24 protein-coding genes and 1 tRNA gene are annotated in these 24,216 nt (G+C 68.6%); 5 read left to right on the top strand and 20 right to left on the bottom strand.

All coding sequences use genetic code 11. The features are described from left to right. Window positions 1–589: 589 nt before the first annotated feature. The 14 genes from ACU6XJ_RS12995 to rplJ all read right to left on the bottom strand — a co-directional run bounded on the left by ACU6XJ_RS12995 (window position 590) and on the right by rplJ (window position 13,940). Window positions 590–841 (bottom strand): hypothetical protein, encoded by a 252-nt coding sequence (locus ACU6XJ_RS12995; protein ID WP_476310274.1) that lies wholly within the window; start codon window positions 839–841, stop codon window positions 590–592. Between the two features lie 135 nt (window positions 842–976). Continuing rightward, entirely contained in the window at window positions 977–1,891 is a 915-nt protein-coding gene (locus ACU6XJ_RS12990; protein WP_476310271.1) for a hypothetical protein, read from the bottom strand. After that, window positions 1,891–2,466, bottom strand: a complete 576-nt coding sequence (locus ACU6XJ_RS12985; RefSeq protein WP_476310268.1) for a hypothetical protein — start codon at window positions 2,464–2,466, stop codon at window positions 1,891–1,893. The genes ACU6XJ_RS12990 and ACU6XJ_RS12985 overlap by 1 nt, the downstream gene beginning before the upstream one ends. 145 nt (window positions 2,467–2,611) lie before the next feature. Beyond that, window positions 2,612–3,868 carry an MCE family protein gene (locus tag ACU6XJ_RS12980; RefSeq protein WP_476310266.1) on the bottom strand — a complete coding sequence of 419 codons (1,257 nt, stop codon included), beginning with the start codon at window positions 3,866–3,868 and terminating at the stop codon, window positions 2,612–2,614. Beyond that, on the bottom strand, window positions 3,868–5,082 hold the full coding sequence (locus ACU6XJ_RS12975) for an MCE family protein (protein WP_476310264.1): 1,215 nt from the start codon (window positions 5,080–5,082) through the stop codon (window positions 3,868–3,870). Before ACU6XJ_RS12975 ends, ACU6XJ_RS12980 begins: the two co-directional genes overlap by 1 nt. Then, a complete protein-coding gene (locus ACU6XJ_RS12970; protein WP_476310261.1) occupies window positions 5,079–6,281 on the bottom strand; it encodes an MCE family protein in 1,203 nt (400 codons plus the stop codon). The genes ACU6XJ_RS12975 and ACU6XJ_RS12970 overlap by 4 nt, the downstream gene beginning before the upstream one ends. After that, window positions 6,278–7,261 carry an MCE family protein gene (locus ACU6XJ_RS12965; protein ID WP_476310258.1) on the bottom strand — a complete coding sequence of 328 codons (984 nt, stop codon included), beginning with the start codon at window positions 7,259–7,261 and terminating at the stop codon, window positions 6,278–6,280. Before ACU6XJ_RS12965 ends, ACU6XJ_RS12970 begins: the two co-directional genes overlap by 4 nt. After that, window positions 7,258–8,289 (bottom strand): MCE family protein, encoded by a 1,032-nt coding sequence (locus ACU6XJ_RS12960; RefSeq protein ID WP_476310256.1) that lies wholly within the window; start codon window positions 8,287–8,289, stop codon window positions 7,258–7,260. Before ACU6XJ_RS12960 ends, ACU6XJ_RS12965 begins: the two co-directional genes overlap by 4 nt. Next, the gene (locus tag ACU6XJ_RS12955; RefSeq protein ID WP_476310253.1) at window positions 8,286–9,647 is read right to left on the bottom strand and encodes an MCE family protein; all 1,362 of its coding nucleotides are present in this window, start codon (window positions 9,645–9,647) and stop codon (window positions 8,286–8,288) included. The genes ACU6XJ_RS12960 and ACU6XJ_RS12955 overlap by 4 nt, the downstream gene beginning before the upstream one ends. Next, a complete protein-coding gene (locus ACU6XJ_RS12950) occupies window positions 9,644–10,483 on the bottom strand; it encodes an MlaE family ABC transporter permease (RefSeq protein WP_476310250.1) in 840 nt (279 codons plus the stop codon). Before ACU6XJ_RS12950 ends, ACU6XJ_RS12955 begins: the two co-directional genes overlap by 4 nt. Window positions 10,484–10,486: 3 nt before the next feature. Continuing rightward, a complete protein-coding gene (locus ACU6XJ_RS12945; protein WP_476310248.1) occupies window positions 10,487–11,278 on the bottom strand; it encodes an MlaE family ABC transporter permease in 792 nt (263 codons plus the stop codon). After that, window positions 11,275–12,447: an ABC transporter ATP-binding protein gene (locus ACU6XJ_RS12940; RefSeq protein WP_476310246.1), complete on the bottom strand. Its 1,173-nt coding sequence runs from the start codon at window positions 12,445–12,447 to the stop codon at window positions 11,275–11,277. Before ACU6XJ_RS12940 ends, ACU6XJ_RS12945 begins: the two co-directional genes overlap by 4 nt. Window positions 12,448–12,939: 492 nt before the next feature. Then, window positions 12,940–13,326 carry a 50S ribosomal protein L7/L12 gene (gene rplL / locus ACU6XJ_RS12935; protein ID WP_476310243.1) on the bottom strand — a complete coding sequence of 129 codons (387 nt, stop codon included), beginning with the start codon at window positions 13,324–13,326 and terminating at the stop codon, window positions 12,940–12,942. Between the two features lie 62 nt (window positions 13,327–13,388). After that, on the bottom strand, window positions 13,389–13,940 hold the full coding sequence (rplJ, locus tag ACU6XJ_RS12930; protein ID WP_476310241.1) for a 50S ribosomal protein L10: 552 nt from the start codon (window positions 13,938–13,940) through the stop codon (window positions 13,389–13,391). Between the two features lie 292 nt (window positions 13,941–14,232). Between rplJ and ACU6XJ_RS12925 the strand changes: the two genes are divergently transcribed. Further along, the gene (locus ACU6XJ_RS12925; protein WP_476310238.1) at window positions 14,233–14,937 is read left to right on the top strand and encodes a hypothetical protein; all 705 of its coding nucleotides are present in this window, start codon (window positions 14,233–14,235) and stop codon (window positions 14,935–14,937) included. A gap of 56 nt (window positions 14,938–14,993) precedes the next feature. Here the strand turns inward: ACU6XJ_RS12925 and rplA are convergent, their stop codons facing one another. The 5 genes from rplA to ACU6XJ_RS12900 all read right to left on the bottom strand — a co-directional run bounded on the left by rplA (window position 14,994) and on the right by ACU6XJ_RS12900 (window position 17,704). Next, a complete protein-coding gene (gene rplA / locus ACU6XJ_RS12920; protein ID WP_476310235.1) occupies window positions 14,994–15,713 on the bottom strand; it encodes a 50S ribosomal protein L1 in 720 nt (239 codons plus the stop codon). Between the two features lie 80 nt (window positions 15,714–15,793). Continuing rightward, window positions 15,794–16,225 carry a 50S ribosomal protein L11 gene (gene rplK, locus ACU6XJ_RS12915; protein ID WP_476310232.1) on the bottom strand — a complete coding sequence of 144 codons (432 nt, stop codon included), beginning with the start codon at window positions 16,223–16,225 and terminating at the stop codon, window positions 15,794–15,796. A 123-nt stretch (window positions 16,226–16,348) separates the two neighbouring features. Further along, on the bottom strand, window positions 16,349–17,167 hold the full coding sequence (nusG, locus tag ACU6XJ_RS12910) for a transcription termination/antitermination protein NusG (RefSeq protein WP_476310229.1): 819 nt from the start codon (window positions 17,165–17,167) through the stop codon (window positions 16,349–16,351). 57 nt (window positions 17,168–17,224) lie between these two features. After that, the gene (gene secE / locus ACU6XJ_RS12905; RefSeq protein ID WP_476310227.1) at window positions 17,225–17,593 is read right to left on the bottom strand and encodes a preprotein translocase subunit SecE; all 369 of its coding nucleotides are present in this window, start codon (window positions 17,591–17,593) and stop codon (window positions 17,225–17,227) included. A gap of 38 nt (window positions 17,594–17,631) precedes the next feature. Further along, window positions 17,632–17,704: transfer RNA gene (locus ACU6XJ_RS12900), tRNA-Trp, on the bottom strand. 246 nt (window positions 17,705–17,950) lie between these two features. Here ACU6XJ_RS12900 and ACU6XJ_RS12895 point away from each other — a divergent pair. The 4 genes from ACU6XJ_RS12895 to ACU6XJ_RS12880 all read left to right on the top strand — a co-directional run bounded on the left by ACU6XJ_RS12895 (window position 17,951) and on the right by ACU6XJ_RS12880 (window position 21,870). Next, window positions 17,951–19,192, top strand: a complete 1,242-nt coding sequence (locus ACU6XJ_RS12895; RefSeq protein WP_476310224.1) for a pyridoxal phosphate-dependent aminotransferase — start codon at window positions 17,951–17,953, stop codon at window positions 19,190–19,192. 116 nt (window positions 19,193–19,308) lie between these two features. Further along, window positions 19,309–20,265: a carbon-nitrogen hydrolase family protein gene (locus ACU6XJ_RS12890; protein WP_476310222.1), complete on the top strand. Its 957-nt coding sequence runs from the start codon at window positions 19,309–19,311 to the stop codon at window positions 20,263–20,265. Continuing rightward, on the top strand, window positions 20,262–21,563 hold the full coding sequence (locus ACU6XJ_RS12885) for a hypothetical protein (RefSeq protein ID WP_476310219.1): 1,302 nt from the start codon (window positions 20,262–20,264) through the stop codon (window positions 21,561–21,563). Before ACU6XJ_RS12890 ends, ACU6XJ_RS12885 begins: the two co-directional genes overlap by 4 nt. Window positions 21,564–21,660: 97 nt before the next feature. Further along, window positions 21,661–21,870 carry a hypothetical protein gene (locus tag ACU6XJ_RS12880; protein WP_476310216.1) on the top strand — a complete coding sequence of 70 codons (210 nt, stop codon included), beginning with the start codon at window positions 21,661–21,663 and terminating at the stop codon, window positions 21,868–21,870. A 51-nt stretch (window positions 21,871–21,921) separates the two neighbouring features. On the opposite strand, the gene ACU6XJ_RS12875 is transcribed toward ACU6XJ_RS12880, so the two are convergent. After that, complete coding sequence (locus ACU6XJ_RS12875; RefSeq protein WP_476310213.1) at window positions 21,922–24,183, bottom strand: M64 family metallopeptidase; 2,262 nt, start codon at window positions 24,181–24,183, stop codon at window positions 21,922–21,924. Window positions 24,184–24,216 lie beyond the last annotated feature (33 nt).

Genomic DNA, 24,216 nt, shown 5'->3' with positions numbered 1-24,216 from the left:
GGACTTGTAGCTGGGAAAACCACTGCGCCGGCAGCGGTAACACAGCTGTCAAGGGTGCACGGGTGCCCGTGTTCCAAAAGGCCCCCGGGGGAGGGCAGACGGAAAAAGGGCAGCGCAAAGGGGCAGTCTAGCCACGCGAACGGCGACTGTCGAGTCGGCCGGCAAAGACACCGGCGACTGCTCACGGACAGCCTGACCCGACCCGGCGCCGCAGTCAAGAATTTCTCGCTCGATCACCCCGCTGGCGCACTCCGAAGTCACCTTCCGTGACCGTTCGGCGGGTGCCTGCCATGGATTTGACCTGCGGTAAGACCCGAGCGGACGATTCAGCGGAGCCATCACCGTGGAATCACCGATGCGGGGATGACACTACCCTTTGTAGTGATCTTGAAACGCTTCCCGAGACCTTCCGTAGGGGCATTTCGGACCCGAATCGACACCGGAAGCCGCCCAGGAGCGCGGGCAAAGTGTGGCGGTTATCACAACATAACTTTTGGCCACAGCACAGCGCGTCCACGCGACCACGACCCGTGACGAACACTCCCGAATGGACGAACGCCCCGGTCCAGGGCTTGCGCGGGCGGTGGTTTCAGCCGGGTGGGAAGTCGAGGTGCGCGATCCGCTCCTCGTCACTGGGCGTCCGCTCCAGCCTGCTGCGCACCTGTGCCCCGGCGAGCACCGCGTCGGCGAGCGAGTCGACCAGCCTGCCACGATCGGCGGAACCGATGCCAAGGTCGGTGCCGACCACCCAATCGGCCAACTCGTCCATCCGCCGCGTGAGCTCGATCAGCCGCTCCTTCTCCTCGGCGGAGACCAGCAACAGGGGATCGACACCAGCCACGGCCGAAACCGTACTGCGGACCGGCTCCCGAGATCCCACAACAGTGTCTGGGAGCACAGTGCCCTGAACGGCGTGAGTGCGGCACCCGGCCCGGTGGGACCGCGTGCCGCACTCACGCCGGTGTGCTCAGGCCGATCAGTACTGCTTGAGTTCGATGATCTTCCACTTGTCGCCCTCGCGCTTGGCCTTGACGGCGAGCTGGGAGGGGCCGCCGAAGTTCTCGGCGCCGTTGCGGGTGGCCTGCTGGTCCACGAAGATCAGCAGTTCGGCGAGGTCGCCCTGGAGCATCTTCAGGCCCGCGGCGCGGACGGTGACCTTGACGACCAGCTTCTGGCCGGGGGCCTGCTGCTTCACCAGGTCGAACTGCTGGTTGTACTGGTTGACGGCGTCACCGCGGAGGAGGTCCTTGGCGGCGGCCTCGGTGGGGGCGACGTCGGCATAGTTGTAGCTGAAGATCTGCTCCACGCCCGCGGTCAGCTGGCCGACGACCCTGCTGCTCTCGGGACCGTCCGTCAGTGCCTCGTTGGCCACCGCGGGGTCGTCGCGGAGATCGCTGGACTCCAGGTAGAACCAGGTGGCGAGGCCTGCGAAGACGGCGGCGAGCAGGCCGAGCGCGATCGGCAGCGCCCACGCCCGCAGCGTGCCGAACCGGCCGGTGCCGTCGGCGGCGGGGGCGGGCTTGGTCTCACGGGTCTCCTTACGGGCGGGTCGCCGCTTCGGCGGCGCGTCCTCGGCCGGGGCGTCGGCGGTGGTGGTGGCCCCCGAGGAGAGCGCGGCGGCCTCGCGAAGGTCGGCGGGGACGGTCGCCGTCTCCTCCGCGTGAGCGATGCCGTTGGTGGCGGGAGTCGTGACGCGCGCCGTGGCCTCGTCCGTGGTGGCCGCGTGCCGAGGGGCCTCGTCCGTGGCCGGGCGCTGGGTGGATTGATCCGGACCGGTCGAGTGCTCGGCGGGCTCGTCCGCGCCTGCTTGGCGCTCGGCGGGCTCGTGGAGCCTGCCCGCGACCTTCGGGCGGCGGATGCCCGCGACGTTCTTGCGACGGGACGGCGGCATTACTTCCCACCCCCTGGGGTCTGGCCGGAGAGCACCGGGACGCCGCGGGAGGCGCTGATCTTCCAGCCCGAGTCGGTGCGCAGCAGTTCGGTCTCCAGGCGCAGCCTGCTGTTCACCGGCTGGTTCTCGCCCGCCTTGCCGGTCGTCTGCACCATGGCGATCATCCTGGCCTTGCCCGCCTCCGCCTCCAACTCGACGATCGAGGCGTCCAGCACCTGGGCCTCGGTCACGCTCTTGGCGTCCACGATCGCCTTCTTCGTGGCCTCGCGGTCGTGCTCGAGCACGTCAAGGAAGGAGCCGGTGGCCGAGGACTGCCAGCGGTCGAGGCCCTCGTCGACCTTCTGGTAGTTCAGCGTGAGCAGGTTGGTCAGGTGCTGTCTGCCCGCCTGGAGCGCCTCGTCCCGCTGCATAGCCCGCGAGATCGAGCTGTCGTTGGCCGCGCTCCACCACGACCAGCCGAAGAAGGCGGCGGTGCCGCCCAGCACGACCGCCAGCACCGCGGTGATGATCACCGCCAGCTGTTTGGCGTCTCGGGCGGGCGCCGTGGTCCGGCCATTCCTATTGCGATTGCTCATTGCGCTCCAGGTAGTGCTTACCGCTGGCTGGGCCTGAACGTACGCACTTCGCGGTCCGATCGGCGTAAACACGCCGTTTCGCCGCCTCGGTCGCGGTGATCCCTGTGTCGATCACGGTGCGACCTCGGCGGCGCGGCGGAGTGCGTCAGTTCCGCAGGCCAAGCAGCTGTCCGATCGTCATCGGGCCGGGCGGCAGGGTCGGCATGCCGAACAGTCCCGGGTACATCGCGGGCGTCTGGTCTTGGTCCGAGGGCTTCCCGGAGGTGCCGCCGCCACCGGTGCCGACTTTGGGCACCCCGCCGAACGGCGCGTTCTGGGCGCCGCGGACCAGGATGTTGCTGCCGGTCGGCTCCGCGCAGTAGGCCTTGGTGTTGGCGGGGGTGGGCGCGGTGGCATTGCCGGGCCGCCGGTTGGTGCTCTCATAGCCCTGGGTGCACGGCGGCGGGTTGAACTGGTTGAGCGCCAGCCCGAACTGCGCCGACCCGTCCGGGCGCATGATCGAGTACGCGCCCGCGACCAGCGCCGGGTAGAGCACCAGCGTGTGCTCGAGGCCCGCGGTCCTGGTGACCGTCAGGTTGCCGACCGTGTGCAGGTTCGCCAGCACCACGCCGGTGTCCTGGCCGGAGTCGCGGAGGAAGCCGGAAAGCTGCTCCGCGGCGGGCGGGGTGGCGGCGATCAGCTTGCGGATGTCGGGGTCGGAGTTCTTGAACTGCTCCGCCAGCAGCTTCAGATCCGACGAGAACGACTTCAGCGCGCTGGACTGGTCGTTCTGCGTCTCGATCACGGTGCGGGAGTTCTTGATCAGCTCCAGCGTCTGCGGCAGGTGCGCCACCGCGTCCTCGGTGAAGGAGTTGGTGTTCTGCAGCAGCGTCCGCAGGTCGGGGCCGGTGCCGTTGAACGCGGTGCCCAGCTCGTCCACCACGGTGCGCAGCGACTCCACCGGCACCGACGCGGTCAACGCGTTGAGGTTGGTGAGGAACTCGTGCACGGACAGCGGGGTCGCGGTCCGCTCCTTCGGGATCACCGAACCGTTCTCCAGGAACGGGCCCTGGTCCTTGGCCGGGATCAGGTCGACGTACTGCTCACCCACCGCCGAGCGGTTGGTGACCACGGCCCTGGCGTCGGCGGGGACCCGCGGGGTGCCCTCCTCGATGTCCAGGACGATGTCCACGCCGGAGTCGGTCAGCTTCACGTCGCCGACGCGGCCGATGGCGACACCGCGGTAGGTGACCTCGGCGTTGGCGAATACCCCGCCGGTGTCGGGCACCTGCATGGTGACCAGATAGCCGCGGGAGCCGACCAGCCGGTCGAGGCCCGCGTACTTGGCACCGGTGTAGGCCACGCCCACCAGCGCGATCAGCATGAACGCGATGAGCTGGAAGCGGATCGTCTTGGACAGCATCAGCGGCCACCTCCGAACAGCGGAGGCAGGATGCCGCCCGGTTTACGCGGTTCCGTCGTGCGCGGTGTCGAGGTGTTCGGCTTGCCAAGGCCGGGCAGCGGGAGCAGCCCGCCGTTCTCGGCGCCGGGCAGCGGCAGCGGCAGCGGCGGCACTCCGCCGGGAAGCTGGATCTGGCCGGGCAGCAGTCCGGGCAGCGCCGCGGGCAGCGATTTGATCAGGAAGCCGAGGTCGAGGTCCAGCGTCAGGTAGGCGTTCATGTAGTCGCCCTTGATGCCCTTGAGCGCCTCGTCTGTAAACGGGAATGTCAGCAGCACCTGCAGCGAGCGGGGCAGCGCGCTGCCCGCTTCGGCCAGCTTTTGCACCGCGGGAGCCAGCGCCTTCACGTCGGCCAGCAGGTCGTCGCGGCTCTTGTTGACCACATTGACGGTCACGCCGGAGAGCCTGTCCAGCGACTGGAGCATCGAGGTCAGCTGGTTCTGCTGGTCAGCGAGCACCTGCAGACCGGGGCCGAGGTTCTCGATCACGCCGCCGATCTTGTCCTTCTCCCCCGCGAGGGTGGCGGACAGCTTGTTCAGGCCGTCGATGGCGCGGACGATCTCGCCGCGGTGCCCGTCAAGCTGGCCCGCCAGCTTGTCCACGTTGGTGAGCAGCGAGCGGATCTCGGCCTCGTTGCCGGACAGGGCGTTGTTGAGCTCCTTGGTGATGGTCTGAAGCTGCGCGATGCCGCCGCCGTTGAGCACCAGCGACAGCGCGCCGAGCACCTCTTCCACCTCGGGGCTGCGGTTGGTGGCGGCCAGCGGGATGAACGCGCCATCTTCCAGCGTGCCGTGCGGCTGACCGGCCGCCGGGTCGCCAAGCTCGACGAACTTCTCACCAAGCAGCGCCGACTGCCGCAGCCGGGCGCCCGCGTTGGCAGGCAGCCGGACATCGTCGTTGACCACCAAGGTGACCAGCGCTGTCCAACCGTCCTCGGCCAGTTCGATGCGCTCGACCCGGCCCACCGGCACGTCGTTGACCTTCACGCCCGCCTGCGGGACCAGGTCCAGGGCGTCGGCGAACTGCACCTTGACCCGGTACGGGCTCTCGCCGACGTCGGCGCCGCCCGGCAGGTCCAGCTCGTAGACGCCGCCGAACCCGCCGCTTCCGCAGCTTGTCGTGAACACCGACAGCACCGCGGCCAACGCCGCGACGATCAGGGATCCGCGTGCCCTCACTTGGCACCTCCCTGGGTCACCGGCTTCGAGTTGCCGAGCACCGCCGCCAGCGGCAGCGGCAGCGGCGGAGCGGTGCCGTTCTGGATCGCCTCCAGCGTCTGGGCCACCGTCGGCAGCTTCAGGGAGCCGTCGATCACGCCGGACAGCGACTGGCAGGCGCTGCTGAGCTGCGGCGGTATCTGCGGGCTGGTCTGCTTGACCAGGTTGCACAGCAGCAGGATCGGCGGGTTGGTCAGCTCGTTGAGGTTCGCGCGGGCGTCGATGGCCGCGTTGCCCGCGTTGTAGGAGTTGCCGAGGTTGCCCAGCGCGAGCGGGGCGACGTCGAGGAACTCGGCCAGCGCGGACCGCTGGTTCACCAGCAGGGTGCTGATGTCGGCGAGCTTGTCCACGTTGGACGACAGCGAGGCCCGGTTCTCCCGGACGAACTTCTCCACCTCGACCAGCGCGACCGCCAGCTCCTTCAGCGCGGCGCCCAGTTCCTCGCGCTCGCTCGCCAGGAACTTCGTCACCTCGGCGGACTGCTGGCTGAACCGGCGGATCTGGGCGTCGTTGTCGGCCAGGGTGGTGGTGAACTTGTTCAGGTTGTCCACCGTGCCGAACACGTCCTCCTTCGACCCCGCCAGCGTCTTGGTGGCGCCGGAGAGATTGCGGATCGTGTCGGCCACCGCCTGGCCGTTGCCCTTGCTGTTGGCCGCCAAGGTGTCCAGGAACGCGGAGAGCGCGCCGTCCTTGTTCACCCCGTTGGGGCCGAGGTCGGTGGTGAGCTTGTTGAGGCTCTCCGCCAGCCGGTCCAACTCGACCGGGGTGGCGGTGCGCTCGCGGGGGATCACCGTGCCGGAGGCCAGCTTGTCGCCGCCGGTGTAGGCGGGGGTGAGCTGGACGTAGCGGTCGGCGACCACGCTCGGCGCGAACACCACGGCCTTGGCCTGCGCGGGCACGTCGATGTCGCTGTCGACGGTCATCTCCACCTTGACCGAGTCGCCCGCGGGCTCGACCTTGTCGATGACGCCGACGGCCACGCCGAGCACCCGCACGTCCGAACCGGGGTAGAGGCCGACGGCCTGGGAGAAGTAGGCGGTGACGTGCTTGCCGGATGGGCGGTCGAAGACCCACCAGAGCACCGCGGCGGCCAGCAGCGCCACCACCGCTCCGACCGCGACGAGGCGGACGAGCTCAACACGGTTGCCAGTGGGGGTCATGGACGGCAGCCCTCCGGGTTGATCGGCCCGATCGACGGCGGGAGCAGGCCGCACATGTAGATGTCGAACCAGCGGCCGCTGCCCAGCGGGTTGCCCACGATCCGCGCGAACGGCGCGACCGCCTGCAGGGCGCGGGACAGCGAGTCCTGGTTGCGCAGCAACATCGCGCCGACCCTGTCCAGCTGGGCCAGCGCGGGTGCGATCTGCTCCTGGTTGTCCTTGATCAGCCCACGCAGCTGGACCGACAGCTGCTGGGTGCCTTGCAGCAGCGAGCTGATCGCCTGCTTGCGCTTGGAGATCTCCGTCAGCAGGAGGTTTCCGTCATTGAGCAGCTTCTCGAACTGCTTGTCCCGGTCGGCGAGCGTCTTGGACACCTCGTTGGTGCCCGCGAACAGCTTGGCCAGTTCGTCATCGCGGGAGGCGATCGACTTGGACAGCGCCGACAGCCCGGACAGCGTGTTCTTCAGGTCGTCGGGGGTGTTCTTGAAGGTCTCCGACATCACCTGGAAGCTCTTGGCCAGCTGCTCGGTGTCGACCTGCTCCACCGTCTCGGCCAGGCCGTTGAAGGCGTCGGTCACGTCGAACGGCGCCAGCGTGCGCTGCCGGGGGATGGTGGTGGAGGGGTCCAGTTCGCTGTCCCCCACCGGGTCCAGCGCCAGGTACTTCTGGCCAAGCAGCGTCTTGATCCGGATCGCCGCGCTGGTGCGGTCACCGAGCCAGACGTCGGCCACCCGGAAGGAGATGTCCACATGGTCGCCGTCGAGTTCGACGGTGCGCACGGTGCCGACCTTGACGCCCGCCACCCGGACCTCGTCGTTGGGCTTGATGCCGCCCGCCTCGGTGAACTCCGCCTCGTAGGTGGTGCCGCCGCCGATGATCGGCAGGTCCTCCACGTAGAACGCGGCGAGGAACAACAGCGCGCCGAGCGTCAGGCAGATCGCGCCGATCGTGATGGGGTTGCGCTCGCGGAATTGGGTCACGGCTTACACCTCGGCTGCGTCACCGGCACCAGCGGCAGGGCCACCGGGGTGTTCACGATCGGGCTGGCCTTGATCTCGCCGCCCGCCGAGCACAGGTACATGTTCAGCCAGGAGCCGTAACTCGCGGTGCGGGTCAGCGCGGTCAGCTTGCCGGGCAGATTCTGGATGGCCTGCTCGGCGATCTGCTCGCCGTCCACCAGGTTCTTGGTCAGCGCGTTGAGCGCGATCACGTTCTTCTGGATGTCGGGCCTGCCCTCGGCGAGCAGGCTCGCCGTGGTGCCCGCCAGGCTGTCCAGCGCGACGATCGCCTCGCCGATGGGCTCGCGGTCCTGGGACAGTCCCGACACCAACTGCTGCACCGAGGCGATCAGGGAGTTGAACTGGTCGGATCGGGAGTTGATGGTGTCCAGCACCGTGTTCAGGTTGCCGATCACCTCGCCGATGACCTTGTCCTTATCGGCGATCGTGCTGGTCAGCGAGGCCGTGTGGGACAGCAGGCTTTCGATGGTGCCACCCTCGCCCTGGAGCACCTGGATGATCTCGAAGGACAGCTTGTTCACGTCCGCGGGCGAGAGCGCCTGGAACAGCGGCTTGAAGCCGTTGAGCAGCACCGTCATGTCCAGCGCGGGCTTGGTGCGGTCCAGCGGGATCTCCTCGCCGTCGGCGAGCGTGCCCGACGGGGTGCCGGTGCCCGCCTCCAGCGCCAGGTAGCGCTGCCCGACCAGGTTGCGGTACTTCAGCGTGGCCGTGGTCGACGCGGGCAGCTTGCGTTGGGACTCCACCTCGAAGGTGATCCTGGCGAAGCGCCGGTCGACGACCTCGATCTTGTCGATCTGGCCGACCTTCACACCTGCGATCCGCACGTCGTCACCCACGTTCAGGGAGGTCACGTCGGTGAAGCGCGCGCTGTACTGGTTGGCCGTGCCGATGGTGCTGTTCGCGATGGTCAGCGCGAGCAGCACGGTGGCCGTCACGGTGACCACGATGAACGCGATCAGCTTGATCAGCGGTGGTGCGATGCTCTTCATTGGAAGCTCACCTCCGCACCACGCAGCAGCGGTCCGACCAGCAGCGTGCTCCACGTCGGCACCTGGTCGACCGGGACGCCCATCGATTCGGCGAGCAAGGCCGCGATCAACTCCTGCTCCATCGGTGAGTTGGCGATGTAGGGGGTGCTCTGCCCGGACACCGAGGCGGGCGCCACCAGGGCGCCGGGCACCTGGAGTGCCGGGGCGGAGCGGGCCAGCGGGCCGCCGCCGACCGGGGTCGACCCGTCCTGGATCGGACCGCCGTTGGGCGGGGTCTGCGGGAACGGGTTGTCCGGGCTGTACTGCTTGCCGTTGTAGCAGCGCGGTCCGCGCTTGTCGGCGTACTCCGGCAGGTCCTGCGGCGCGACGTACTTGCCGCGGTTGGGCCCGATGCGCAGGAACACGTGCATGCCCGGCTTGTCGGTGCCCTTGCCGTAGAAGCGGTCCAGCTTGGGGATGATGCCCGCCATGTCCTGGAACATGCAGGGGTACTGCGGGGAGTACTTGGCGAGGATCTCGAAGGTCGGCCGGGTCGTGTCCAGCACGCCGATCAGGTTGTCCCCGTTGGCCTCCAGGAACCGGGTCAGGTCGGTGGAGGTGGTGGACATGCTGCCGTAGACGTCCAGCAGCGGAGCCCGCTGCTCGACGATGGTCTTGCTGGTCACGGTGAGGTCCGTGAGCGCCTTGAGCAGGTCCGGCGCGATCTTGTCGTAGTGGCCGGTGAGGTCGGCGAACCCGCTGATATCGGCCTTGAGGTCCGGCACGGCGGTGTTGAGCGCCTTGACGTAGCGGTCAAGCAGCACCATCGAGTCGCCGAGTTCCGCGCCTTGTCCGTCCAGCGCGGTGGCCACCGAGTTCAGCGTCATCGCCAGCTTCTGCGGCTCCACCGCCTGCAGCAGCGGCATCAGGTTGTCCAGCACCTTCTCGAGCTCGATGGCCTCGAAGGAGCGGTCCTGCCGAATGCTGTCGCCCGCGGCCAGCCGCACACCGGAGGGGTTCTTGGGCACCACCAGGTCGACGTAGCGCTCGCCGAACAGCGTCTTGGGCAGCAGCCGCGCGCTGACATTGGCCGGGATCATCTTGGCCGCCTCCGGCTGGAGGGCGAGTTCGATGTCCACGCCGTCGCCGGTGGTGCTGATCTTGCGGACGCCGCCCACGATCATGCCGCGGATCTTCACGTCCGAGGTGGTGGACATCTGGTTGCCCGCGCGGTCGGTGTGCAGCGTGACCGACACGACCTTGGTGAAGCTCTTCTGGTACGCCTCGAAGGTCAGCCAGAAGAACAACGCGACGACCACGATCAACGCGATGCCGAGGGTGCGGCGCCGCACGGTGGACAGGGTCTGGTGTGCGCTCATCCGGCGACCCTCACCGTCGTCGTGCTGCCCCAGATGGCCAGGCTCAGCGCGATGTTGAGCACCGCGGTGGTGACAATCGCGGTGCGCACGGCCTTGCCGACCGCAACGCCGACGCCCGCGGGTCCGCCGGTGGCGCGGTAGCCGAAGTAGCAGTGCGTCAGGATCACCACGACCGAGAAGACCAGCACCTTGCCGAAGGACCAGATGACGTCCTCCGGCGGTAGGAACAGGTTGAAGTAGTGGTCGTAGGTGCCCGCCGACTGCCCGTAGAACTCCACGGTGATCGTTCTCGCCGCGAGATAGGAGCTGAGCAGGCCGATCACGTACAGCGGGATGATCGCGATGAAGCCCGCGATGATCCGGGTCGTCACCAGGAACGGCAGGCTGGGCACGCCCATGACCTCCAGCGCGTCGATCTCCTCGGAGATCCGCATCGCGCCAAGCTGGGCGGTGAAGCCGGAGCCGACCGTCGCCGAGAGCGCGAGGCCCGCCACCAGCGGCGCGATCTCCCTGGTGTTGAAGTAGGCGGAGACGAAGCCCGCGAAGGCGGAGGTGCCGATCTGGTTCAGGGCCTGGAAACCCTGCAAACCGACCACGGTGCCGGTGAACAGCGTCAGGCCGATCATCACGCCGATGGTGCCGCCGATGACGGCCAACGCGCCGCTGCCGAAGCTGACCTCGGCCAGCAGGCGGAAGATCTCCTTGGAGTAGCGGTGGATCGCCCTCGGCACCCAGGCCAGTGCGCGCAGGTAGAAGGAGGCCTGGTCACCGAGGGCGTCCAAGGCCTTCAGCGGCCGGGTCACGACCTGCTTGGCGGTGTCGGAAATCGTGGCCACGCCTTACATCCCCTTCGGCGGAATGATCTGCAGGTAGATCGTCGTGACAACGAAGTTCACGAAGAACAGCAGCAGGAAGGTGATGACCACGGTCTGGTTGACCGCGTCGCCGACGCCCTTGGGACCGGGCGCAGGGTTCAGTCCTCGGTGCGCCGCGATGATGCCCGCGATGAACCCGAAGATGACCGCCTTGATCTCGCCGACCCACAGGTCCGGAAGTTGGGCGAGCGCGGCGAAGCTGGCCATGTAGGCACCGGGGGTGCCGTCCTGCATGATCACGTTGAAGAAGTAGCCGCCCGACACGCCGACGACGCTCACCACGCCGTTGAGCAGCAGGCCGATGAACATCGCGGCGAGCACCCTCGGCACCACCAGGCGCTGCACCGGCGAGACGCCCAGCACCTCCATGGCGTCGATCTCGTCGCGGATCTTGCGCGAGCCGAGGTCCGCGCAGATCGCCGAGCCGCCCGCTCCCGCGATGAGCAGCGCGGTGACCAGCGGCGATGCCTGCTGGATGACCGCGAGCACGCTGGCGGCGCCGGTGAAGGACTGGGCCCCGATCTGCTTGGTCAGCGACCCCAGCTGGAGTGCGATGACCGCGCCGAACGGGATGGCGACCAGAATCGTGGGCAGGATCGCGACGCTGGCGATGAACCAGCACTGCTGAATGAACTCCCGCCACTGGAACGGGGGCTTGAAGATCGCCTTGGTGACATCCAGTCCCAGGGCGAACATCTTCCCGCTTTCCCGGAGAGCTCCCGCACCGGGAAATGTCGCCGCTTTGGTCGCGGTCATCGACCACCACCGAGATTGTCCAGCGGCCCCGTGCCGTGCCAGTGGGACTCTGGCCGGTCGGCGACCTCGTCTGAGTTCAGACTACGCGGCCGGGGGCTCGGCCGCTGGGTCGCCGCGGGGGCTGTGAACTGCTGTGTTGCCTCGTTGGGATGCACGGTGGTGGTGCCCGCGAAGGCACCGGCGTAGATGCCGTAGTGGGCGCGCTCCTCCGGCGTCAGGCTCTTGATGATCTCGTCCTGGGCGGGCGCGGGCAGGGTGTGCAGGCTCTGCATGACGCGGTCCCGGCGGCGGTGCGCCGCCATCCGGTCCGGCAGGCCGGGGGTGACCGGAAGCTGCGGCACGATATGCGGCACGCCGACCCGGTTGTTGTCCAGTTCGGCCATCTCGGCGGCCAACTGGGTCGCGTCCTTCTCCTCGCTCATGCCGATCGGGCCCTGACGGCGGCCGTTGAGGAACTGCTCCACCACCGGCTCGGTGGAGGTCAGCAGCATCTCGCGGGGGCCGAACATGACCAGTTCGCGGCGGAACAGCATGCCGATGTTGTCCGGGATCGACCGCGCGGTGCCGATGTCGTGCGTGACGATCAGGAAGGTGGCGTCGATCTGGGCGTTGAGGTCCACGATCAGCTGGTTCAGATACGCCGTGCGCACCGGGTCCAGACCGGAGTCGGGCTCGTCGAACAGGATGATCTCGGGGTCCAGCACCAGCGCGCGGGCCAGACCGGCGCGCTTGCGCATACCGCCGGAGATCTCACCGGGCAGCTTCTTCTCCGCCCCGATGAGGCCGACCATCTCCATCTTCTCCAGCACGATGCGCCGGATCTCCGCCTCGCCCTTGCGGGTGTGCTCACGCAGCGGGAAGGCGATGTTGTCGAACAGGTCCATCGAGCCGAACAGGGCGCCGTCCTGGAACAGCACGCCGAACAGCTTGCGGATCTCGTACAGCTTGTGCTCAGAGCAGCTCACGATGTCGGTGCCGTCGATGATGACCCGGCCCTCCTCGGGCTTGAGCAGCCCGACGAGCGACTTCAGGAACACCGACTTGCCGGTACCCGAGGGCCCCAGCAGCACGGAGATCTCCCCCGGCGGCAACGTGAGGGTCACGTCACGCCAGATGGTCTGCTTTCCGAAGGACTTGGACAGGCCCTCGACGACCACCTCGACGCCCATGGAGCCTCCTGCCTTTCACTGCCGACCGGCTCTCCTGCATTAGGAAAGAGCCTGTTCTGGGATTTCGACTCTTGAACGGTGCCGCAACGCCGGGGCCTCACGAATGCAACGAGTCCCATTAGCCTGCGTTACTCACCGTCCCGACCTCGTTGTCGAGTGGATTTCTCCTCGCCCGGAAGGGCTATTGCCTTCCGCTGTTCGACACCACTGTGACATGTGAGCGAAGTGTTCTGCCACACAGTCGCGCAGGATGTTACCAGTCGGTAGCAGTGATTCCTACGCCTAAATGACAACGGAGCGAGTTCCTGCCCGGAACCGCCCCGTAACCCCTGCTTAAACCCGATCGGGTGACGCTGAGTCACGTCACGGTGGAATCTCGGCCTTCCGTCCCCCGGGGATGCGAAAGGGGTCGTGAGTGCGCAGTTGCGTTGAACGCAACGCAGCACTCACGACCCCTTGGCGCTTGCCCGCCCGGTCAGGCCGGGCGTGGGCTCACTTCAGGCTGATCTTGGCGCCCGCGGCCTCGAGCTTCTCCTTGGCGGCCTCGGCGGCGTCCTTGGCGACCTTCTCCAAGACGGCCTTGGGAGCGGCCTCGACCAGCTCCTTGGCCTCCTTCAGGCCCAGGCCGGAGACGACCTCACGGACCACCTTGATGACCTGGATCTTCTTGTCCCCGGCGGACTCCAGGACGACGTCGAACTCGTCCTTCTCCTCCGGGGCCTCGGCGGCGGGACCGGCCGGGCCTGCGGCCGCGACGGCGACCGGAGCGGCGGCGGTGACCTCGAAGGTCTCCTCGAACTGCTTCACGAAACCGGACAGCTCCAGGAGGGTCATCTCCTTGAAAGCGTCGAGCAGCTCGTCAGTGGACAGCTTCGCCATGGTGGCGTTCCTTTCTTACTGGTTCCGTTCCGCCACGCGGGCGAACGCGGGTGTCTGGGGTGTTATTCGGCGCTCTCGGCGGGAGCACTCTCGCCGCCCTCGGCGGCCTTCTTCTCCTGCAGGGCGGCCGCCAGGCGCGCGACCTGCGAGGCGGGCGCCTGGAACAGGCCCGCGGCCTTGGCCAGGTTGCCCATCATGGCGCCTGCCAGCTTGGCCAGCAGGACCTCGCGGGACTCCAGGTCGGCGATCTTGGTGACCTCGGACTCGGACAGCGGCACGCCGTCCATGTAGCCGCCCTTGATCACCAAGGCCTTGTTGTCCTTGGCGAAGTTGCGCAGCGCCTTGGCCGCCTCGACCGGCTCGCCCTGGATGAAGGCGATCGCGGTGGGACCGGAGAGCAGGTCGTCGATGCCGACCACGGAAGCATCCGCGGCGGCCCGCTTGACCAGCGTGTTCTTCGCGACACGGTAGGTGGTGCCGCTACCGAGGGCACGACGCAGCTGGGTCAGCTGCGTCATGGTCAGGCCACGGTATTCGGTCGCGATAACGGCGGTGCTGCCACGGAAGCGCTCCGTGATCTCATCGACCGCATCGACCTTGTCGGGCCTCGCCATGTCGCCTCCTCTCTTCACGTCATATGCCGCTGGTGAAGGGGAGAAACGAAAAACGCCCCGGCGCAGGGCGCAACGGGGCGGACCTAGAGCACCGCTCTCGCGTTTCACACGCACGAGCAGATGATGAGCTGCCTCGTCCTTCCTGCGCGGGCCGCCCACGTACTCGTGGAGCCTTCGTCCCGCACCCGGAGGGGGTGAGGAGACCAGCGGTCTTCGGTAGAACCTCGTCAACGATACGCGAGCCCCGCCCGGCCTCCCAAATCGGGTCGGGCGGTACGGCATGATGTGGGGCGTGCCTCAGCAGAGTCGGCAGCCGGGCGGGCCCGATTACGACCCGGAGCTGCTTCGCCAGTTCCAGGAGTTCCAGGAGTTCCAACGGTTCCAGGCACAGCGGGAGGGCGGTGCCGAGACCGGCGCCACCGCCACCAAGCCGCGGCGTCCGCTGTGGAAGCGGGTGCTGCGCAACAGGTTCGTGCGCAAGCTGCTGTGGCTGCTGCTGGTGCTCGTGCTGGCCTACGCCGCGGTCAGCTACTACTTCGGCGAGGACACCCCGGAGGTCGACTCCGAGGGCCGCGTGCTCGGACCGGACGGCAAGCCGATCCCCGGCGGACCCAACGAGGCCAACCGGGTGCTTCCCCAATCCCCGAAGGACACGGTGCGCGCGGTCTACCAGTACACCGGCGCCGGGAACGCCAAGCTGGCCTGCGTGTTGTTCACCTCCGACGCCGCCACGAAGTTCGCGGCCGACCAGGGCGCTGCCGACTGCGAGCAGGCGGTGACCGGCCTCAAGGGCAAGGTCACCGACCCCGGCGGCTACGCCAACCCGAAGTTCTCAGAGGAGGCCGTGGTCGTCGCGGGCGATGCGGCCGAGGTGCGCTCCTGCGCCATGACCGTGACCGGAGGCCAACGCCTCGGCGCCTTCACCCTGCGCAAACAGCCCGGCGGTTGGATCATCTCCGGCCACGAGAACGAGGCCCCGGACTGCGTCACCGGGTGACACCCATGCGAAAGGGGCGGCCCCGCTGGGACCGCCCCTGTGTCGCTCGTGCTTGATCAGACCGTCGCGGCCTCGTCGGCGAGGAGGTTGCGGGTCCGGTTCGGGTCCACCGGGATGCCGGGGCCCATGGTGGTCGTGAAGGTGACCTTCTTGACGTACCGGCCCTTCGCCGCGGACGGCTTGGCGCGCAGGATCTCGTCCAGCGCCGCCGCGTAGTTCTCCACCAGCTTCTCGGTGTCGAAGGACGCCTTGCCGATGATCAGGTGCAGGTTGGCCTGCTTGTCGACGCGGAAGTTGATCTTTCCGCCCTTGATCTCGGTGACGGCCTTGGTGACATCCGGGGTCACGGTGCCGGTCTTCGGGTTCGGCATCAGACCACGCGGGCCGAGGACCCTGGCGATCCGGCCGACCTTGGCCATCTGGTCCGGGGTGGCGATGGCGGCGTCGAACTCCAGCCAGCCGCCCTGGATGCGCTGGATGAGCTCGTCCGAGCCAACCGCGTCGGCACCGGCGGCCTCGGCCTCGGCGGCCTTGTCACCGGTGGCGAACACGATGACGCGGACGGTCTTGCCGGTGCCGTGCGGCAGGCTGACCGTGCCACGCACCATCTGGTCGGCCTTGCGCGGGTCGACACCCAGGCGCATGGCGACCTCGACGGTCGGGTCCATCTTGTTGCCGCTGGTCTCCTTGGCGAGCTTGACCGCCTCGAGCGGCGAGTACAGCTTGCTCTTGTCGATCTGCTCGGCGGCCTTGTTGTAGGCCTTGCTGCGCTTCATGGTTCTGTCCTCTACAAGACTGGATCAGTCGTGGTGTCGAGCTGCGCTCAGCTCTCCCACGTGGACACCGCGGAGGCGGATTACTCGACCGTGATGCCCATCGAGCGGGCGGTGCCCGCGATGATCTTGGCGGCCTGGTCGATGTCGTTGGCGTTGAGGTCGGCCTTCTTGGTCTCGGCGATCTCGCGCACCTGGTCCCAGGTCACCTTGGCGACCTTGAGGCGGTGCGGCTCGCCGCTGCCCTTGTCCACACCGGCGACCTTGAGCAGCAGCTTCGCGGCGGGCGGGGTCTTGAGCTTGAAGTCGAACGACCGGTCCTCGTACACGGAGATCTCGACCGGCACCACGTTGCCGCGCTGCGACTCGGTCGCGGCGTTGTAGGCCTTGCAGAACTCCATGATGTTGACGCCGTGCTGACCCAGCGCCGGGCCCACCGGCGGGGCCGGGTTGGCCTGGCCCGCGGTGATCTGCAGCTTGATGATCGCTGCCAGCTTCTTCTTCTTGGGTGGCATCTCGTACTTCCTCGATGTGGTGTTTGTTCGGGCCGCGCGCCGTGCGACGACGGCGGTCCTCCCACTGCCGAGCCGCGCCGGGGCGCGGCTCCTCCGGACGCCCGGCAGGTGCCGGGCCACCGGTTAGATTTTGGACACCTGGCTGAACGACAGCTCCACCGGGGTCTCCCGGCCGAAGATGGACACCAGGACCTTGAGCTTCTGCGCGTCCGCGTTGACCTCGTTGATCGTGGCGGGCAGCGTGGCGAACGGGCCGTCCATGACGGTGACCGACTCGCCGACCTCGTAGTCGACCTCGACCGTCGGCTTGGTGACCGTGGCGGCGGCCTTCTTGCCCGCCGCGGGCTTGGCTTCCTTCTCCACCTGCGGAGCGAGGAACTTCAGCACGTCGTCAAGCGACAGCGGCGATGGCTTGGAGGTGGCACCGACGAAACCGGTCACGCCGGGCGTGTTGCGCACCGCGCTCCAGGAGGCGTCGTTGAGCTCCATCCGGACCAGGATGTAGCCGGGCAGCACCTTGCGCTGCACCTGCTTGCGCTGGCCGTTCTTGATCTCGGTGACCTCCTCGGTGGGCACCTCGATCTGGAAGATGTAGTCCTCGACGTCCAGCGTCTGGGTACGGGTCTCCAGGTTCGCCTTGACCTTGTTCTCGTAACCGGCGTAGGAGTGCACCACGTACCAGTCGCCAGGGGCGTTGCGCAGTGCCTCGCGCAGCTCGGCGACCGGGTCCGGCTCGTCGTCCTCGTCGGCGGAGTCCGGCTCGGCCGAACCGTCGGAATCGGCCGATTCCTCGTCATCCCCCAGCGTGTCGTCGGCGGTCTCAGGCGCGTCCGAGTCACCGGCGTCCGACTCGAGGTGCAACGAGTCGTTCTCGCCTGCCGCGGCGGCCAACTCGTCCTCGGTCGGCCGGTTCACGTCCTGACCGCCTTCCTGGGAGGTCACTTCTTGCGTCTCGCTTCCTGTAGTGCGTCGCGTGCCGGGCTCGCCCGGTCCGTTCGGCTAGTTGTTGTCGCCGAACAGCCAGAGCACGCCCTTGGCGAAGGCGAGGTCCAGAACCGACACCAGCGCCACCATGAACACAACGAAGACCAGCACCACCATCGTGTAGGTCACCAGCTGCTTGCGCGTCGGCCAGATGACCTTGCGCAGCTCGGCGACCACCTCGCGGAGGAACCGGCCCAGCCGCCGGAACGGCGAGCCCTTGCCCTCCTTGCGATCCCGCGTCGGAGTCGGCTTGCTCTTCTTGGTCGCCGGGGCACTGCCCGCGGCGGCGGGCCTGGTGGACCCACGGCGCTCACGCCGCGCGGCAGCGGTGACGGGACGAGCCGTCTCGTCACCCGACCGCTCGTGATCGCGGTTGTCGCTCACGCCATCCTCCGCTCAACCAACAACTCCGTCGCTTGATGCAGGGGTGACAGGACTTGAACCTGCAACCTGCGGTTTTGGAGACCGCTGCTCTGCCAATTGAGCTACACCCCTTCGCGTGACCGTCCCGACCTCGGAGCGGACCTGCGATGCGGACGCCATTCAACCACCCGCTCAAGCAAGCGGGACCAGATGATCGGGCATCCCAGGCCGCGAGTGTACGGCACCGGGCCGCTCAGACTCCAATTGCATAGCCCGTGCGCACGTCCGCACGAACGGGGGCACCCGAAACGATCACCTGTCGGGCATCCTTTCGGGCCAGGTGTTGACGGTAGCGGCCGCTCTGCAAACATGTGACCCATGGCCGTTGCAGAGTCATCACCCGTCGTCAGCAGCCCCGCCAACGCCCGCATCTCGGCACGGATCGGCGGCATCAGCGAATCCGCAACGCTCGCGGTGGATGCCAAGGCCAAGGCGCTGAAGGCGGCAGGTCGCCCGGTGATCGGCTTCGGCGCGGGCGAGCCCGACTTCCCGACGCCCGCGCATATCGTCGAGGCCGCCGTCGCGGCCTGCTCGGAGTCGCGCAACCACCGCTACACCCCGGCCGCGGGCCTGCCCGAACTGCGGGAGGCGATCGCCGCCAAGACCCTCCGGGACTCCTCCTACGAGGTGAAGCCCGCCAACGTGCTCATCACCAACGGTGGCAAGCAGGCCGTCTACCAGGCCTTCGCCACCCTGGTGGACCCGGGCGACGAGGTGCTGCTGCCCGCCCCGTTCTGGACCACCTACCCCGAGGCCATCACCCTGGCGGGTGGCGTTCCGGTGCAGGTGACCGCGGATGAGACCACCGGCTACCTGGTCAGCGTCGAGCAGCTGGAGGCCGCCCGCACCGCCCGCACCAAGGTGCTGCTGTTCTGCTCGCCGTCCAACCCGACCGGCGCGGTGTACTCCCGCGAGCAGATCGAGGCCATCGGCCGCTGGGCGGTCGAGCACGGCATCTGGGTCATCACCGACGAGATCTACGAGCACCTGACCTACGACGGCGTGCGGCAGACCTCGCTGCCGGTGGCCGTGCCCGAGCTGGCCGACACCTGCGTCGTGCTCAACGGCGTCGCCAAGACCTACGCCATGACCGGCTGGCGGGTGGGCTGGATGGTCGGGCCAACCGATGTGATCAAGGCGGCCACCAACCTCCAGTCGCACCTGAGCTCCAACGTCTGCAACGTGGCGCAGCGCGCCGCGCTGGCCGCGGTTTCCGGGCCGCTGGACGCCGTCGACGAGATGCGCAAGGCCTTCGACCGCAGGCGTCAGACGATCGTGAAGCTGCTCTCGGAGATCCCGGGCGTGACCTGCCCGACCCCGCAGGGCGCCTTCTACGTCTACCCCGCGGTGCGTGACCTGCTCGGCAAGGAGCTGCGCGGCGTCCGCCCGCAGACCAGCGTCGAACTGGCGGCCCTGGTCCTGGAGCACGCGGAGGTCGCGGTGGTCCCCGGCGAGGCCTTCGGCACCCCCGGCTACTTCCGCCTCTCCTACGCCCTTGGCGACGAGGACCTCGCCACCGGCGTCGGCCGCATGGGCGAACTCCTCAGCGAAGCGAAGTAACAGCAGCGCTTGCCCTGGCGGGATCGCACCCGCTCGGGCAGGCGCCTGCGGTTTGGTCCGCGTACTAGACGGTAAGCCGTTGCCTGTGGGGGCGGACGCGCAGCAAGCTAGGCGTTGTGAGCCAACACACTCCGGTCCGGGTCGCCGTCGTGCAGGCGGCGCCGGTGCCGTTCCAGGTCGAGTCCACTGTGGATCGTGTCGCGGAGCTGACCGCGCGGGCCGCGGGCAACGGCGCCAAGCTGGTGTTGTTCCCCGAGGCGTTCGTGACCTGTTACCCGCTGGGGTCGCGGTTCGGGGCGGTGGTCGGGGGGCGGACCGCCGAGGGCAAGGCCTGGTTTCGGCGGTACTTCAACGCCGCGATCGAGGTGCCGGGGCCCGTGACCCAGCGGTTGGGCGGGCTGGCGCGGGATTTCGGGCTGTACCTGGTGATCGGTGTGATCGAACGCGCGGGCTCCACGCTGTACTGCACCGTGCTGACCTTCGCGCCGGACGGGGCGCTGCTCGGCAAGCACCGCAAGCTGATGCCCACCGTGGCCGAGCGGCTGGTCTGGGGCCAGGGCGACGGGTCGACGCTGCCGGTGTTCGACACCCCGATCGGGCGGATCGGCACGGTCCTCTGCTGGGAGAACTACATGCCCCTGATGCGGATGGCCATGTACGGCAAGGGCGTGCAGATCTACTGCGCGCCCACCGCCGACGATGAGGACGCCTGGGTGGCGAGCATGCGGCACATCGCCCGCGAGGGCCGCTGCTTCGTGTTGTCGGCCAACCAGTTCATCCGTGCCGACGCCTTTCCCGGCGACTATCCGATCGACTCGCCGTTGGCGGGCCGGGAGGTGCTGATGCGGGGCAATTCGGTGATCGTCTCGCCCTACGGCGAGATCCTCGCCGGACCGGACACCGAGGGCGAGACGATCCTGCACGCGGAACTGGACTTCGATGAGCTGGTCGAGGCCAAGTACGAGTTCGACGCGGTCGGGCACTACTCCCGCCCGGACGTGTTCAGCCTCCAGGTCGATGAGCGGCCCCGACCGCCGGTGAGCTTCGTCACGTCCGTTGAGGAGGGTCGATGAACTTCCAGTGGGGTCTGCACGAGCAGGCGGAGGGCCTGGTCGACGGGCTGGTGGATCGGCTGCTGGGGCTCAGTCCGCCGTTGGCGGAGCTTGCCGACCGACTGCGCGCGGAGACCTCGACCCGGCTGCAGGACTGGTTGGACCACCTCGCGGCACCGGTGCCGATCAAGAAGCTGGGCGCCGTCGGGTACGAGCCGGGCTGGCGGAGCGCGCCTGGCGTGTGGCGGCATCCGCGGGCACAACTGCCCGCGATCGTGCCCGCTCCCGAGTGGCGGGTCGCCCTTCGGGTGGACAGCGTCGAGGACTTCGCGGCGGTGCATGGCGGTTCGGTGGACGGCTCGGCGCTGTCCGGACTGCGCCGCTGCCGCTCACCGTTCGCGGGGCCGGTCATCGTGGACGCCGTGGAGCGTCGGCTGTGGTCCGCCGGTATCCAGCCCACCGCGACGGAACCCGCGCTGGAGGCCTGGCGGCTGTGGGAGCGGCGGCCACGCGAGCTGACCGGCGCCGAGGGTGTCGAGGCGCAGATCGGGATCGCCGCGCGGATGGTGGAGTTGGCGGGCGCCGGGCTCGCGGGCAGCTTCGTGTTGGAGATCGAGCGGCAGTACTGGCAGCGCCGGAACTCGGCCGCGCGGCTCCAGCACCAGCGACAGGACGCGCTTGGCCTGGGCTGGGGCAACAACGACCACCACACCTTCCGCAGCAGCAGGGCGGCGTTCCAGCCGTTGATCAGGCTGTGGCTGACGCTGGGTTTCCAGCCGAGGGAGCGGTTCTACGCAGGCGCGCAGGCGGGCTGGGGCGCGCAGGTGCTGGAGCATCCGGAGAACGGCGGCGTGATCTTCGCCGATGTCGATCTGGAACCGGACGAGCTGGAGATCGACTTCGCCGCCGAGCCGCTGCCGCCGTCGGGCAGGCTGGGCACGGTGGGCCTGTGGTGCGCCCTGCATGGCGAGTCGGTGCTGGCCGCGGGCATGCACCACCTGGAGGGGCAGTTCGACTTCGACCTGCTGCGCGAGCACCTGGCCGGGGTGGGCGTCGAGCACATGGCACCGTTCTCCGACTTCCCGCACCTGCGGCAGGCCTTCACCGAGGCCGAACGCTGGCCGGTGCCCCCGGAGCGGCTGGCGGCGCTGGTCGCCGACGGCGCCATCGACGCCGAGACCGCTGCCCACTTCGCCGCCGACGGCGCGGTCGGCTCGCACCTGGAGAACCTGGCCCGCCGAGGCGGCTTCAAGGGCTTCAACCAGGAGAACGTGTCCACCACGATGCTCGCCACCGATCCACGGCGGTACCGGCCCTGAACCGGTCGATCAGGTGAACTCTGGCGGCGGTGCATTGCCGTCGCCGCCGAGGAGTTCAATGCTCGTGTCGCTGCCCAGCAACAGGGAAGGACCCGGCATGAACCTGAACAAGCTGGTGGACAAGGCGTACGAGGACAAGAGCATGGCCGAGCTGCTGGACGCTCCGCCGTCGGCGCTGGAAGGCCTGACCAGCAAGCACGACGAATTGCTTGCCGAACTGAAGATCCGCACCGTCCGCGACCTCGCGAACTGGAAGTTCGTCCGCCGCGCGAGCGCACTGGTCGAGCTGGCCGAGTTGGAGAAGTAGGCGGGTTCGGCGGCCAAGGCTCCCTCCCGAGAGCCTTGGCCGCTGACACGCTCAGAGTGCCGAGCACTGTCCGGAGCGCGGGCCCGTGACGGTGTTGGGTGCCTGGAGGTGGTCCGGGGCGGTGCGGTTGCCAGCACAGCGCAGCGGTCCGTTGACGGTGTTGCCCGCCAGCACCGCGGCGCCGGAGTCTCGCAGTGTGACACCGCCGTGGAGGGTGCTGCCGATCAGCGTCGTCTCGCCGGAGACTCCGCTGATCGACACCGGTCCGTTGATCGTGGACCGCAGCAGGTGCACGGCCGCGGCGCCCTCGGCCGTGACGGGTCCGTTCACGGTGCCGTCGGTGACCACCAGCGCTCCACCGGTGACCCGCACGGGTCCGTCGACGGTGCCGGACACACAGGTGACGCCGGTGTCCACGGTGAGCGGTCCGGTGTGCCTGCCGACCGTGCGAGTGCAGGCGGGCGGTTCCTTGAGCAGGGTCACCACGAAGCTCTCGGCGGGGCCGATGTTGCCGGTCGGGTCGATGCCCCGGTACTCGACGGTGTGCCTGCCGTAGCCCGGCGGCACGTCGTCCCACGGCACCACCCGCGGCACGCCCAGCTTGCCGTAGACCAGCGAGTCGATCTCGGTGCCGTGCGCGGTGAACAGGAACGGCTTGGCCGCGTCCGTTGGCCAGCCGTAGTAGTGGTACCAGCCGTCGCCGTCGACCTGGAACTCGCCGACCACGTGGCCCGCGGTGTCGTCGGACGGGTCGAGCTTCATGGTGAACGGGCCGTTGAAGACGAACTCCGTTCCGGTCGCCTTCTTCGTGGTGAGCAGCGCCTTGGACAAGGCGAACCGCACCGCGGGGTCGGTGGCGTCGACCTGCCAGCCGATCTGCTGACCTGGCCCCCCGGCGGGGTCGGTGACGGTGGCGGTGAGCGTGTGCCGCCCGGTGAGGCGCAGCGGCGCGAGGTCGAGGTCGCGGTCGTTGCCGGGGTTGTCGACGATCTTGTCGTCCAGCCGCCAGACCACGGTGAACGCCCGGTCGTCCGGGTGCCTGGTGTCGGCGTGCACAACCTGGTCACCGCTGACCGGGTTCGCGGAGCGGTTGGTGAACTCGGCCGCCACCGGCCGGACCGGGGTGCTCAGCGCGGTGTCCACCGACCAGGAGCGGGTCGCGGTGAGCGCGGCCCGCACCGCGGGGTCGCGGACGAAGGGCGTCGGGTCCACCACGGTGGCCAGCACCGTGTGCTTGCCGGGGGTGAGCCCGAGCGTGCGCAGGTCGAGGCTGCGCCGGTTGTCGGTGCCGGGCACGATCTTGCCGTCCACCGACCAGCTCACGGTGAGCTCGTGGCTGCGGGGGTGCTGGGTGTCCAGCCACAGCGTGCGGTCCGCGCCGACCGCGGTGGTGTTCGGCGTCGCGTCCTGGATCAGCGGCGCCTTCGCCGACAGCCGCTGGGTCATGCGCTCGCGGGACACCTGGTCGAAGTAGTAACCGAGCACCTTCATCATCGAATGCCTGCTCGGCCGCCAGATGCCGGTGCTGCTGTACTGGCCTGCCTCGTGGCGGCCGATGGTGCCGCCCGAGTCGCTTGGCTCGCCAAGCCAGCGGAACCACTTGGCCTGCCGCTGCCGCATCTGCTCCTCGGTGAGCAGCGTGTGGTGCGCCGAGTTCGGCTCGCCGCCCTGGTAGGCGCCGCCGCGGACGCCGCGCTGGTAGTAGTCGTACTCGTCCTGGAGGCCGCCAAGGGAGTGCCCGAGCTCATGCGGGGTGATCAGGGCCGACAACGCGTTGCCGCCGGTCGCGGTCGCGTCGGCGCCGCCTGCCCCGCCGTAGGTCTCGCTGTTGGCGATGGCCAGCAGTTGGCGGTTGCTTCGGCTGGTGCCCGCGACGAGATCGGCGTAGGAGTTGGCCTTGGTGCCGTTCACGGTGAGCAGGCGCTGCACGCTGCCCGGTTGGCAACCGCCCCACATGCCCATGTCCAGCGGGGTGTCGCGGCGCGGCGAGTTCAGGTTCGGATCGCAGTCGATGCCGCTTTCCGGGGAGGCGATCTCGACCGCGTAGACGTTCATGTAGTCGCGGTAGGACTTGAACGGTTCGATGCTGAACAACACGTTGACGTGCTTGTTGACGTGCCCGCGGAACTTCGGCAGCTCCGCCTTGGTGTAGCCGTCACCGACGATCACCAGGTTGAAGCGGGCGGAGGTCGGTCCGGAGACGTGGATCGGCACCACGGTCGCCTCGGCGGGCTGCTCCGAGCCCGCGGGCGGGATGGCCGTGAACAGGGCCACCAGGGCGGCGGCCAGCGTGAAGAGCAGGGGTCGGCGCATCGGTTGCGCTCCTGGGCGAGGCGGCAGGGATGA

Source organism: Actinorectispora metalli (genome assembly GCF_056323685.1).
The sequence above is the reverse complement of the archived record's forward strand: the minus strand, read 5'-3'. Positions and strand labels throughout refer to the sequence as shown.